The 12,963-nt window shown below is 51.6% G+C and carries 12 protein-coding genes; 4 read left to right on the top strand and 8 right to left on the bottom strand.

Annotation, left to right across the window (positions count from 1 at the left end; genetic code table 11):
• Positions 1–61: 61 nt before the first annotated feature.
• The 7 genes from DP119_RS13660 to DP119_RS13690 all read right to left on the bottom strand — a co-directional run bounded on the left by DP119_RS13660 (position 62) and on the right by DP119_RS13690 (position 8,095).
• Entirely contained in the window at positions 62–916 is an 855-nt protein-coding gene (locus tag DP119_RS13660; protein ID WP_112233693.1) for a YusW family protein, read from the bottom strand.
• A gap of 123 nt (positions 917–1,039) precedes the next feature.
• Positions 1,040–2,338 carry an MFS transporter gene (locus DP119_RS13665; protein ID WP_112233694.1) on the bottom strand — a complete coding sequence of 433 codons (1,299 nt, stop codon included), beginning with the start codon at positions 2,336–2,338 and terminating at the stop codon, positions 1,040–1,042.
• Positions 2,339–2,450: 112 nt separating this feature from the next.
• Positions 2,451–2,810 carry a hypothetical protein gene (locus DP119_RS13670; protein WP_112233695.1) on the bottom strand — a complete coding sequence of 120 codons (360 nt, stop codon included), beginning with the start codon at positions 2,808–2,810 and terminating at the stop codon, positions 2,451–2,453.
• Positions 2,811–2,928: 118 nt separating this feature from the next.
• Positions 2,929–4,074, bottom strand: a complete 1,146-nt coding sequence (locus DP119_RS13675) for a glycerate kinase (protein WP_112233696.1) — start codon at positions 4,072–4,074, stop codon at positions 2,929–2,931.
• Between the two features lie 255 nt (positions 4,075–4,329).
• Complete coding sequence (locus DP119_RS13680; protein WP_101805356.1) at positions 4,330–4,782, bottom strand: hypothetical protein; 453 nt, start codon at positions 4,780–4,782, stop codon at positions 4,330–4,332.
• The gene (locus DP119_RS13685; protein WP_058381462.1) at positions 4,775–5,596 is read right to left on the bottom strand and encodes a DUF3100 domain-containing protein; all 822 of its coding nucleotides are present in this window, start codon (positions 5,594–5,596) and stop codon (positions 4,775–4,777) included. The genes DP119_RS13680 and DP119_RS13685 overlap by 8 nt, the downstream gene beginning before the upstream one ends.
• Positions 5,597–6,061: 465 nt before the next feature.
• A complete protein-coding gene (locus tag DP119_RS13690) occupies positions 6,062–8,095 on the bottom strand; it encodes a Na+/H+ antiporter (RefSeq protein ID WP_112233697.1) in 2,034 nt (677 codons plus the stop codon).
• A gap of 148 nt (positions 8,096–8,243) precedes the next feature.
• On the opposite strand from DP119_RS13690, the gene DP119_RS13695 reads away from it, so the two are divergent.
• From DP119_RS13695 to DP119_RS13705, 3 genes are all read left to right on the top strand, one after another.
• Positions 8,244–8,621, top strand: a complete 378-nt coding sequence (locus tag DP119_RS13695; RefSeq protein WP_112233698.1) for a YidH family protein — start codon at positions 8,244–8,246, stop codon at positions 8,619–8,621.
• 186 nt (positions 8,622–8,807) lie between these two features.
• Complete coding sequence (locus DP119_RS13700; protein WP_112233699.1) at positions 8,808–9,944, top strand: CapA family protein; 1,137 nt, start codon at positions 8,808–8,810, stop codon at positions 9,942–9,944.
• Positions 9,945–9,956: 12 nt separating this feature from the next.
• Positions 9,957–10,553: a hypothetical protein gene (locus DP119_RS13705; protein ID WP_112233700.1), complete on the top strand. Its 597-nt coding sequence runs from the start codon at positions 9,957–9,959 to the stop codon at positions 10,551–10,553.
• Positions 10,554–10,639: 86 nt separating this feature from the next.
• On the opposite strand, the gene DP119_RS13710 is transcribed toward DP119_RS13705, so the two are convergent.
• A complete protein-coding gene (locus DP119_RS13710) occupies positions 10,640–11,482 on the bottom strand; it encodes a YitT family protein (RefSeq protein ID WP_112233701.1) in 843 nt (280 codons plus the stop codon).
• A gap of 247 nt (positions 11,483–11,729) precedes the next feature.
• Here DP119_RS13710 and DP119_RS13715 point away from each other — a divergent pair, with 247 nt between their 5' ends.
• Positions 11,730–12,947 (top strand): EAL domain-containing protein, encoded by a 1,218-nt coding sequence (locus DP119_RS13715; RefSeq protein WP_112233702.1) that lies wholly within the window; start codon positions 11,730–11,732, stop codon positions 12,945–12,947.
• The last annotated feature ends 16 nt before the right edge of the window (positions 12,948–12,963 follow it).

The following is a 12,963-nucleotide window of genomic DNA, read 5'->3' on the forward strand; positions in this document are numbered from 1 at the left end:
ATTTTACTGCACTTCTTATTTAAATCCATAACAAAGAGCCTTCTGCTGAAGGCTCTTTGTTTTATTCCGTATCGTGGGCGAATTTGATCTCTTCCTCGCCCCGGTAATCCACTTCAAGTTCGAAATCCTTCACTTCAGCAGCATCGATCGATAGCGCCTGCAGCACTTCGGCTTTCATATCATCGATTGAACGGCCCACCGTGACCGTGACTTGGCCGATCAGCTGCTCCACCTCATCGAGTGCCGCGGCCCCTTCACTTTCCGATCCATCACGTCGCTCAATTTCCGCTTCCCCCTCACCGCTTTCGTATTCGTAACTCGCTTCGCCGCCATCCACAAACTTAAGTTCAAGCGAAAATTCGTTAAGTTCTTCAGAAGTTTCACCGTTTCTCACATCGTGATCTATTTCCATTTCTTTTCCTGAATCGAATTTTACATCCATCTCAAAATCCCGCACGCTTTCTTGCTCGGCATTGACTGCTTCCAACACCTCGCGCTTGATATCCTCAAGTGGGCGTTCCGTTGAAAACTGGACAGCCTGGAAAAGTTGGGCGAATTCATCCTGGGCTTCCTGGCCTGATAACCGGTCTCGGGAATCGCGCTCGATCGAAGCATCGTTGCGGTCATAATCGAAGTCCCATTCACGGTCATCCGTGAACTTCAAATCCAAGTCGAATTCGCGGATCTCGTCGTTTGCTGCTGGAGATGCTGATTGGTTAGCTTGTGCTTCCTTCTCCGCGCTGTCCGCTTGTTCATTGGACGCTCCTTGCGCTTTGCCGCTGTCGCCATTTGTTGCATCTGTCTGTTGCTGCGTTGCATTTTCAGTATCCGCTGTTGTCGGTTGGCTCGTATCTTGTCCTGTGCCGCATCCTGCCAATAAAATCACCGCGGCCATTCCTGCTGTCATTTTCTTCATCTTCGAACACCCTTTCTCGCTTTATGATAGTTCTATCATATCCGCGTGGACTGAGTGTCTGCTGAGGAGAACATTAAAATTCCATGAGAATGAAAAAAGCGGAGGCATCCAAGCCTCCGCTTCTTATGAAATACTGGTTTCTTGATTGCGCCAAAACCAAATAACAACGGGCACCAATAATAATGACAGAATTCCGCCGGCAAGCGACAGCACCGCGAAGCTCGTGCCAGCCACGACCATTCCCGACATCCCGCCGCCAGTCGCACCGGCCAAGGCGATCAATACATCGACCGTCCCTTGCGTTTTCGCACGCGCTTTCGGTTTCGTCGAGTCGACGATCAATGCCGTGCCGCTGATCAGGCCGAAGTTCCAGCCGAGCCCAAGCAACGCCAAAGCGAGAATCAGGACGAACAGCGAATCCCCAGGAGCGAATGCCGCCACAAGCCCTGCTGCCAGCAAGGTCACTCCTGCGGCGACGACCATCGCAACGCGCCCCGCTTTATCGACCAGCACACCGGTCACGAGCGAAGGGAGGTACATTGCTGCGACGTGGATGCCGATGACCATGCCGATTGCATTGAGGCTATGTCCATGGTGGCCCATATGCACCGGGGTCATCGTCATGATCGCGACCATGACGATTTGCGTGATGACCATCACCGTCGCACCGAGAAAGACGCCGCGGCTATTGACCGCAGGGCCCGCCACTTCTTCTTCTCCAGATGCGGCTTGATCCCGTTTTTGCTGATCGCTGATATAACGCGACACCATGAGCGGATCGGGGCGCAATAGCGCAAATAACACGATGCCCGCCAATATGTAAGCAGCTCCCGCTAAAATGAATGGCCCGGCAAGCGCCGGCACACCGATCGATTCGGCGAAATCTCCCATGATGCCGACCAGGTTCGGCCCGGCAAATGCCCCGAAAGTCGTCGCCACCATCGCCACGCTGATGGCCGTGCCGCGCTGTTTCGTGCTGGCCAGGTCCGTTCCTGCATAACGCGCTTGAAGATTTGTCGCCGTCCCCGCCCCGTAGACAAGAAGCGACAGGAACAGCAGGAAGACATTGCCCCAGATCGCGGCAAATACGACACCGATCGAACCGATGCCGCCCGTAAGGAATCCGGCAGCCAAACCTGTCCTGCGCCCGAATCGCTGTGACAGGCGCCCGACGATGAGTGCAGCGCCTGCCGACCCGAGCGTAAAGAGAAAGACCGGAAGCCCCGCATAGCTTTCTGTGCCGAGCATATCACGCGCAAGCAAAGCACCGACCGTGATCCCGGCTGCCAAGCCCGCTCCCCCGAAAATTTGCGAGAGCATGACAATCCATAAAGTGCGCTTGTATAAGCCCTGCAATTTGGGGGGCGATTCGATATAGCTTTCAAGCGTATGGCCGCTTGCTTTTGTTCTTCCATTAGCCATCGTTCGGCCTCCATTCAAGGTTAAATAACAGATTCATTATAGCGCGTTTCCTTTTGCTATGGAGGATGGAATTCCAGGCAATAAAAAAAGAGCCGCTCGCGGCTCTTTTGTCTCAAACAGCTTGTTCGCTGCTTTCTTCCACTTCGCGCCGCCATTTTCTCAGCGCATGCCGTTGCCTTGTGTCCCGGGTTGTGTATTCTTTCGCGCGTACGAGCAATTGGATGCGCTCTGCTTCATGGACGGAATCGATTTGCCCGAGATGGATCGCCAAAAAGAATTCCAAAAAACGGATCGCTTCAATCTGTTCTTTAGTTGAAGTTGGATGGAGCCTATCCAGATTCAATTTCATCCGCTGTAAATCGGTTGGCCCTGGTTCGTGGACCTTGGAAAAACGTTTATAAAAAGCCATCATGTCTGCATATAAACTGTTGGTTTCTTTCCGAAGCCTGCTTCTGGTCATTGGCGTCATCACGGGAAATCCCTCCTTATTTTCATTTCGCCTGCATGTATCCATGCTTGGGGCAGTTAATGATTTTTACCCCGTTTCGCCTTTGGCTACACCTGGTGCGAAATAAAAATTGTCTGGATGCTTAATCGGATTGTGGATGATTGTCCAAATAAGTGTTGAGGATTTCCGCTGCCCGTTTGCGCACATGCACATAGGCGTTGTCCATCGATTGTTTTTCGGTCACAGCTCCACCCGATACTGAATGCACTTCTTCGAAAAAACGCTCTAAGTCGCTGCGGCTCTCCGGATCGACCGTGCCGGACAATAAAATGACCGGCTTGCCGTGGGCCGCTGCCATTTGTGCAATGCCGAAAGCTGTTTTTCCGTATAGGGTTTGGCGGTCCGATTTCCCTTCACCCGTGAAAACCAAATCACTCGACACAACGCTTTCCGAAAATCCCGAAGCTTCAAGAACCACGTCGACGCCGCGCTTCATAACAGCCGGGAAAAATGCCATAAACGCGCCGCCAGCACCGCCCGCTGCCCCCGCTCCCGGAACGTCATGCAACGATACTCCTGTCTCTTTCTCCAAGATATCAGCGTAATGGCTTAACTTCCGGTCCAGATCCTTCGCCGTTTCATCGCTCGCGCCTTTTTGAGGGCCAAACACATGAGAAGCGCCGTTTTGGCCAATCAGCGGATTGTCGACATCGCTCGCGATGACAAATCCGCAATCCCGGATGCGCGAGTCAAAGGAGCTTGCATCTATCTTGTAAAGTTCATCCAACGGCCCAGCGCCTGGAGGAAGCACTTCGCCTGATGAGTCCAGAAATTGCATACCGAGCGCGCGAAGAATTCCTGTGCCGCCGTCATTCGTCGCGCTGCCACCAAGCCCAATAATAAAATCTCGGAACCCCGCGTCAAGCGCATAACGGATCAATTCGCCGGTGCCTTCCGTCGACGCACGCTCCGGGTCGCGTTCTGTTTCTGAAAGTAAGGTCAGGCCCGATGCCTCTGCAAGTTCAATGACACAAGTCTCGCCGTTTCCGAGCACACCATAACTGGCAGAGACCAACTCGCCAAGCGGCCCTGAAACTTGTTGTGTAACGATGCGGCCATTTGTTGCTGCGACGAGATTCGCCATGGTGCCTTCGCCACCATCCGCGGACGGCAATTCGATGACTTCGCTCCCTGGAGCTGCATCCAGTATTCCTTCAGCCATTGCGCGTGCTGCTTGCTCAGCAGAGATGCTGCCTTTAAAAGAATCCGGCGCCACAATAATTTTCATCTTACTCCCCCTCCATCTGAATAAATGCGATCGTTCAAAAAAGTCTATCTATATAGAATGTACAAGTTTCAAAAAGTTGCGGCAAGATGTTTAGCCTTGATCGGCATGTGGTAACTAATAAACAGAAGCGTTTAGTGAGCTTCCCCTTCACCCCCAAATTTTTTGAAGGCCCGATGCAGTTGACTGCATCGGGCCATTTCTTTTGGCGCTCTATCAAAAATCCCCGCAGCAAATACCGCTGCGGGGATTTTTTCTTTAGATAATGCCTTGCCAGCGCAAGATCACTTCAGCGATCAGCGCTGAACCAATGAAAGTTCCGAGGAATACTGCGATGGCGACCAAAAAGCTCCGGAAGCCCAGTTTGCGAAAATCTGCCCAGTTCGATCCGACCGAGATGCCGGCATAAGCGAGAATCGGGGTGGCAAGAGCCAGAATGCCGATTTGGCTGGTCCAGGCAACGACATAATCCGAACCCGGAAACCACGGCAAGGAAATGATGATGGCAAGTATGCCGATATAGCCGACTGCCGGCATGCTGAAGGGCAATGCTTTCTCCAGCATTAAACCGACGAGGCTTACCGCGATCAAGACAAGCATTCCCGGAATCGCTTCCCATGGCAAGACGTCCATGCCGAACCAATTGCCGATCAAGGCGGCGACGCCGAAAATAGCCAATACCCACGTCCATTCGATGACACTCTTAAGCATTCGGCCCGCCTCCTTTTGCAGCTTTTCGTTCCGATCGTCTCATCATGATGCTGTACAATTTCTCCGTCAGCGGCAAGCCGATGAAGATACTGAAATACAAGCCAGTGGAAAGCGACAGCAAATTGCTCGCTCCCGCAAAGGCAACAATCTGTTCTTCCAATTCCGGATATGCACCAATCAGCGAACCACTGGCCGCAGCCATCATCGACCCGCTCCCGACGCCCGATGCCATGGCGAACGACAGAGGATGCAGCGGCGTCGCCGTCGCAAGCAATCCAGATATCAAGCCGAGAAAAACGGCTCCAAACACTGTTCCGAAAATATAGACCGCCATGACGCCGCGGCCCTCTGGCGAAGAGAATCCGAACTTGTTAACGATCAGCCCGACATTCGGCTCACGTGCAATCGAGTGGGTCATGCCGATACTTTCACGACGGAACCCGAGCAGCACCGCAAGCGGCAGTGCCAGGAAAATCGTTCCCAAATTGCCAAGTTCCTGCAGTAAAAGTGCCGGACCCGCTGCGATAATCGCTTCAATTTGCGGCCCGATTGTGACACCGATTTTGGCAATGAGCAACGTCACCCCTAAAATAATGAGCGGTTCTGCATTTTTGGCGTTTTTCTCGGAAATGAGCGGCGTGAAATATAAGCCAAGACCCAAAAAGAATGCATATAGCATCGGTAATAATAGAATAACTCCTGGCCCCACAGCAATGCTGAATTGGCCGATCGCTTCGGTGATGGCTACCAAAATGAATGCAATGGCATGCAAACGCCAATCCTTAATAACAGTTTTCAATTCTACTTTCTCCATCTCTTCTCCTCGCTTTCTTCGGAACTGACAACGATTTTTCAATTAAACCGCAATCTATAAACCTAGTCTACGCTATATAACGGACGATTCAATAGTTTTTTTGAATTTTGTTCGCTTTTTATCCCGAAGAAAGCATGTCATTTACAGAAGTGACAGATTTTTCAATCTAAATGAAAAAGCAGAAGCTTGAGCTTCTGCTTTCTAAGCTGTAGAGAAACACTTGATAATCGCATTTTCCGAAGCTTATTACTCGCTTTCCGTGGGGCGGGAATCGAGCCTCCTCGTCACTTCGTTCCTGCGGGGTCTCTCAAACCCGCTAATCCCACAGGAGTCGAGCAAACGCTTCTCCAAACACTCAGGCAAACCACTGATTATATAATGTCGAAAAGCCAGTTTCTTCGTTGGCTTATAGTGGATTGCGAACTTATTCAACATACTAAAAAGCAGAAGCCTGAGCTTCTGCTTTTATTCCGTCGGATCGTACAAGGTGACGCTTTCGATGTAATTGATGTATTTCCTTAATTCTTTTGCCTGCTGCCGTGTGATTTCCGCGGCATCGTACATATCGTAAATTTTGGCGCGGCCCATGTCCATGACGTTGATGCGCAATTCTTCTTTTTGCATCTCGTAACGCTCATCGTACAAAGTTTCGGGCTTTCTCAAACGGCTGATCATTTTCCGGTACTCGGTCAAAACCGCTTCGACGATATCTTTGCGGGAAGCTTTTTGATGATAGGCTTCCAAATTCTCTAGGGCGGCTTCAAGTGCCTTCAATTGCACCTCGCGGCCGACCTGGTATTCAACCAGGCGAATTTCCTCATCCTGCCAGTTTTCCCCGCGGAACCTGCGCCATGCGCGGATCAGCTTGCCTTGTAAATACAATAGAGTCGAACGGGCGTTATGGGCGATCGCTTCTTCACGGCGGTTCAGCGAATGCTCGAAAGCGGCATAGACATCCCGCTCCATCCCCTCTGTCTTCTTCAGCCTTTCAATGTAACGGCGCTCGGCCTTCAACGCCCGCAGTCGCACTTCCTTCATGCGGCGCTGGTATTTCTTGTTGGCTTCTTTCGCCTCTTCCCCTTCCGGCTGCACTTGCTGGAAACGTAAACGATATTCATCCATCAGTTCATAGGCTGCCGTTTCATTCGATTCGGTCAGTTCGGATTTGATACGGGCGATCGACGCGAGCAGGAGGCGGCGCCTTGCTTCTTCCAAATCGATCGTAGCGTCTTCTTCATCACCGGCCAGTTTGCCTTTACTGAGAAGCGGGAGGCAGGCGGTCGCAAGCAGCAGCGTCAAAAGGATCGTGCCCACTGCCAGGAACAGCAGCAGTGACCGCTGCGGGAAGATATAACCGCCTTCGATAATCATTGGCAGGGACAGGATCCCGACCATCGTCACCGTTCCGCGCACGCCCGTCAGGCTGACGAATAAGGTCAGCTTGAGGCTCGGCTTTGCAGCATCTTCCATTTTTCCGAAGCGATATTCGTATTGGGAGAATAAATAAGCCCAAATAAAGCGGATCCCCAGCAGCATGGCAGTAATCGCCAAGACATACGACAGCAGGACGCTTTCATCCATATTCGGGTTTTCCAGCGCGCCGCTCATCGCCCCCGGGATATTGAGCCCGAGCAACAGGAAGATGATGCCGTTCAGCACGAAGGTGATGATCGTCCAGATGTTTTCCGTCAGCATCTGCTCTTCTGCGACCAGCGCTTCGGTGTCTTCCTGCACAAGTGAATGGACAATCCCGCCGACGACGACGGCGATAACACCGGATGCCCCTAATAATTCCTCCGCGACGACGAAGATGATGAAAGGCGTCATGATTTGCAATAGCGAATGGAACGTGACGTCATTGATCCCTTGTTTGCGGAACAATAAGCGGATGCCGACAAACACGAGGGCGATTACGGCTCCAAGAAGCGCACCCGCCAAAAATTTATAGGAGAAATTAAAAATAGCGGAGTATAGCGAGAAGGTCCCCGTGACGACAGCAGCAACTGCATAATTGAATGCGACGAGCCCCGAGGCGTCATTGATCAGCGACTCCCCCCGCACCAGGCTTAGCACATTGCCAGGGATACGGACGCGCTGTGAAATGCCGTTCACTGCGACGGGGTCTGTCGGTGACAGGATGGCAGCGAGTGCGAATGCTGCGGCGAGCGGAATGTCTTCAATGAGCCAGTGGATGAAGTAACCGCCGATCAAGGTCGTCAGCAGCACCAGGATGACGGCGTTGCCGAAAATCGGCCCGCGCATGCGCCATAATTCCTCACGCGGAAAATGCCGCCCATCGTTGAACAGGAGCGGTGCGATGAACAGCAGCAGAAACCATTCGGCTTCCAATTCAAATGTAAAATCCTCGAAGACCAGTACGATGATCGTCCCGAGCGCCACTTGGATAAGCGCTGCCGGCACTTGCGGCACGTAGTGGCTCACTACATTGGAGACGAGGAGCGCGATCAGCAGGATCAGGATAGTCAGCAATAATTCCATCGATATTCCCCATTTACTTGTGATGATATATGTATACCCAGATTATGTCTTCGGTTATCCATTTCATGTTTATTTTCTAATTAGAACACTCCCGTTTCGGGTACACTAAAAGAAAGCACCGGCCAACCGGCCGAAGGAGGTCCAGAACTTGTCACGGCAATCCTACCGCAAGGAAAAAAACCAGCTGACTTATACCCAGCAGCATCTCGCGAACGAGCGCACGTATCTCGCCTGGATCCGCACGGCGATCTCCATCGTCGGTGTCGGCTTCCTGGCGACAAGCCTGCATTTCACGATGGGTGTCGTGCGTAATCCCTTTGTCGATTTGTTCACGATCATTCTCGGCATCTTCGCCTGTGTTTTCGGGCTGGTCATCATTTTCACGGCTACGCGCACTTACCGGGAAAAACGCCAGCAGATCATCCAGGAAACCTTCTATTCGTCGAACCTGCGCATCAGCCTGATTTCCACGATGCTGTCGATCATGATCATCATGGTCATCATCTATTTCTTTATCATTATGTGAATCATTTGCGCTTGCAGGCGGATTTCTTTTCCTGTCTTTCGCAAAGGCAGGCTATTCATCACACCAAAACCAGAAAAAACCTAGTGATTTCCTCACGGTTATAGTATTCTGAAACCAATCAATTTAAGGAATACAGACTGTTCACGCCCCGCTAGTTACGGCAGGACAACCGAAAGGAATTGACTCATGGCGACTTTCCTAAAATGGTTTATCGTATGCCTCGCTGCTGTCGGCATATTTGGTGCCAGCGGTGAACAGCCATCTGCGGCTGAATCCGCCCCCTTCGAATTCACCGTGCGCGCTGTTCCGGTTTCGGTGATGCCGGAGCGATTGGCGAGGAACCACCGCGTGAGCTTGTCGGCAATCGGCGATGTCCTCATTCACGAGCCGCTTTACGAAGACGCCAGAACAGGCAGCACTTATGATTTCGGTTCCATGTTCGATCCGGTCCAGCCCTTTCTTGATTCGTCCGATATTACCGTCGCCAATTCCGAAAGCATCATCGGCGGCAGCGAAATCGGCGTTTCGAGCTATCCATCTTTCAACAGTCCATTCGAACTCGGCGACGCCATGAAAAATGCGGGGATCGATGTTGTCTCCATGGCAAACAACCATACCTTGGATCGCGGCGTACAGGCAATCGAGAACGCCATTTCCCATTGGCGGGATATCGGCATGGCGTCAAGCGGCTCTCACCTGTCCGCACAACAACGCGCCGACATTCCGGTACTCGAACGCAACGGCATCACGTTGTCGTTTTTATCCTATACCTATGGCACCAATGGCGTCCCGACGCCTGCCGGCCGGCCATATTTGGTCAACCGCATCGACCCGGAGTTGATCCGACAGGATTTGGCGCATGCGCGCAAGCATTCCGATGTATCGGTGTTGAGCCTCCATTTCGGCAATGAATATGAAATGATGCCGACACAAGAGCAAGCGGAACTTGCCCGTTTCGCCGCTGAAAACGGCGCAGACATCATTCTGGGCCACCACCCCCACGTCCTGCAGCCGCCTGCATGGATCGATACTGCAGATGGCCGCCGCAGTTTCGTCTTCTACTCACTCGGCAATTTCCTGTCTGGGCAAAAAGGCGTCGAACGGCGGATTGGCGGCATCGTCCACCTGGACATCGAAAAGCTGGAAACTGCAGAAGGGGCAAGCATAGCCATCACAAATCCCGCCTTCACCCCGACCTTCGTCCAGCATGACCGCTTCCAGGATTTCGAAGTTTTATTATTGAAAGACATCAATGACGAATGGAACGCCAATACAAAAGCCCATCTTGCCACTTGGATGAAAGACCTGGAATTCCGTGAATAGAGGAGTGAGTTGATGATGCAGGATTGGAAAATGGAGGAACAAAAATTATACGCCCCTGCCACCGAAGCGCATGCCGTGCATATCCCGAAACAATTCTATTTTGTGATCGACGGGCGCAGAAGCATCGGGTCCGAAGATTTCCATGAACGCCTTCGGGTGTTGACTGCTTTATCGGAAGCGGTCCAATCGATGCCGCAGCATGGCTATTGTCCGCCAGGATTCACGCATTACTCCCTTTATCCGCCTGAAACACTCCATCATACACAGGGGCAGGACGCCGGCTCGGCGACTTATTCACTGATGATCCGCCAGCCCGATTTCATCGATAACGAAACCATCGACCGTGCGTTCAACCTGCTCCATAAAGACCGGAAGTTCCCATTGCTTCCCGAGGTGGCGTTCGAGGAGTTCGAAGATGGCCTATCGGTTCAATTGCGCAGTTCCCAAAAGCATGAACCGGCTGTGGTAGCATTCAGGAAAATCGATCATTTCCTGCTGGCGAATGCACTGAAACGGCGCAATTTCCAGCACCGCGAGATTTATCCGGGACAAGGCAGCACTTTGTTCGATGAAGTGGTATACCGCGTTTTTGCCGAGGAAGCCGAATAGCCGCCTATTGAGCATGTATTTCAACAAGCAAAGGAAAAGCCGTCCGGAAAAGTGTGAAGACACTTTTTCCGGACGGCTTTTTCACATTACATCGGATTTTTCTTGTAGTTTTCGTCTCGCCGGAAATTCCCGACCACTTCCATCGTCTCGGTGATGCTGACGAATGCATTCGGGTCGATTTCCCGGATCAAGGGACGGACAAACGCCAGCTCGTAACGGGTGATGACGCTATGCAGCACTTTCACCTTGGCGCCGGTATAAGCGCCTTCCCCGTCCGTAACCGTGATGCCGCGGTACAGGTTCGACAATAGCTTCTTCTTCACTTCGTCGCCTTTTGCCGTCACGACCATCAAGCTGAGCTTGATATGGCGCGTATGGATACGGTCGACGACGATGCCCGTGATATAAATTGATGCCATCGTGTACATCGCGAGTTCCCAGTTGAAGATAAAGCCTGAGATGAAGACGACGCCGCTGTTCAAGGTGAACACCATGAAGCCGAGCGGGATGTCGCGTTTCATTGTCAGCAACAGGCCGATGACGTCAAAGCCGCCCGTCGACCCGTAAAAGCGGATGATGATCCCGACTGCAGCGCCTGAAATGACGCCACCGAAAACCGATGACAACAATGCATCTTCCGTCACTTGGACAATCGGGATGTACAGCATGGCGATCGACGTAACGGCAACCGAAAAAATGCTGTTCGCGATGAAGGTCTTGCCGAGCTTCATCCAGCCGACAATCAGGATCGGCAAGTTCAGCAAGATCAGCCAAATCCCCGAGTTGACCGGCGTCATCAAACCGAAGATCATGGCGACACCGGTGACGCCCCCTGATAGAATTTCATGTGGCAATAGAAACATATTGAAAGCGATCGCCATAACAATGGAAGCAATGAAAATTGCCCCGAGGCGGTAAAATTTGTCCATTTTTTATTCTCCGTTCATCTAATCGTAATGAGCGATGCCTGCATTCCGGTGAAGGCGATGAGGCAAGGCAGCGATTCACATTATAGGGGGTGCGATCATAGAAAAGCAAGCACTTCTGGCTGGATTTCCGCTTTCTTACCATTCACGGAATATTCCTCATTTGAACAGTGTCTCAAAAGCTTCAATTGAATGACGGAATAATTAAGACTAAAATAGAAGAAGACAGTGCACGGCAAGGAGAGATAGTATGGATCCATTAGACATCATCGACAATATGGACAAAGTCATGCCGGTGTTCCAGCCGATCGTCAGTGCCGTCAAGCACGATGTTATCGGCTACGAATTGCTCGGCCGCTACATAGAACCGGACGGAACCAAATCACTCGGCGATTTCTTCAATGACCCGGAAGTCCCGGACGAGTTCAAAACAGAAGTGGACCAAAGACTGCTCGAAATGGCGCTTGATCAATTGCTGGCCCAGAACAGCGACTGCCTGTTGTTCATCAACCGCAACGCCCGCCAGTTGATGGCAGGAGATGGCGAAGACTTCCTGAAGACCTTGCTGGAATACCGCAAACGCGGATTCCCGCTTGAACGCATTGTCCTTGAAATTACCGAGCACGATTTCAACGATGATTTTGATACACTCAACCACTTGCTCTTGTATTTCAAGACCTACGGCATCCAGATCGCCGTTGACCATGTAGGCGCGAAAAGTTCGAATATCGACCGCATCCGCCAATTGCGGCCGCATATCCTGAAAATCGATATGAGCATCAGCCGCCATCATCAGCCTGATGCATTCCAGGACATCATCCATTCTTTGTCGATGCTTGCCCACCGCATCGGTGCACGACTGTTATACGAATATATAGAAGATAACCATCAATTGTATTTTGCCTGGAAACACGGCGGCCATTATTACCAAGGCTATTATCTGGCCCATCCGGACCCTGCCCTGCTGACAACGGGCGCTTTATCCATCCATGTGGGCGATCAAGTAAAGGCGTTCGTCCACCGCGAGAAAGCGATGGTCAGCGAACGCTTGGCCTATACCGCCCGTTCTGAAGAAAAACTCAAGCGCTTGATGGGTAAATGGCAAAGCCCTGAATATGCCGACCTGTTCATCCAGGAAGTGCTCCCTCTTTTCGAAGCGGAAAGCTTCCGCATCTACATCTGCAATGGCGACGGGGAACAAGTCTCCTCCAACTTCCGGAAAACGGGCGGAAATTGGCAAGGCGAACCACAGCAAATCGGCTCCCACTGGGCTTTTCGCCCGTATTTTTTGGAAAACATGATGCTCATGAAAGCGAGCCACAAAGGCCGGCTGTCGGACATCTACGCCGATATCGAAACCGGGGAAATGATCCGTACATTCAGCTATCCGCTATCGGACGAATGCTTCCTGTTTGTCGATTTAAGCTACGAATTCATTTCTGAAAATGATTACTTATTGTTTCAATGAAGCACAGTCAAAAAAA

The sequence above is a fragment of the Planococcus maitriensis genome, from assembly GCF_003289925.1.
In the GTDB taxonomy this organism is placed as follows: domain Bacteria; phylum Bacillota; class Bacilli; order Bacillales_A; family Planococcaceae; genus Planococcus; species Planococcus maitriensis.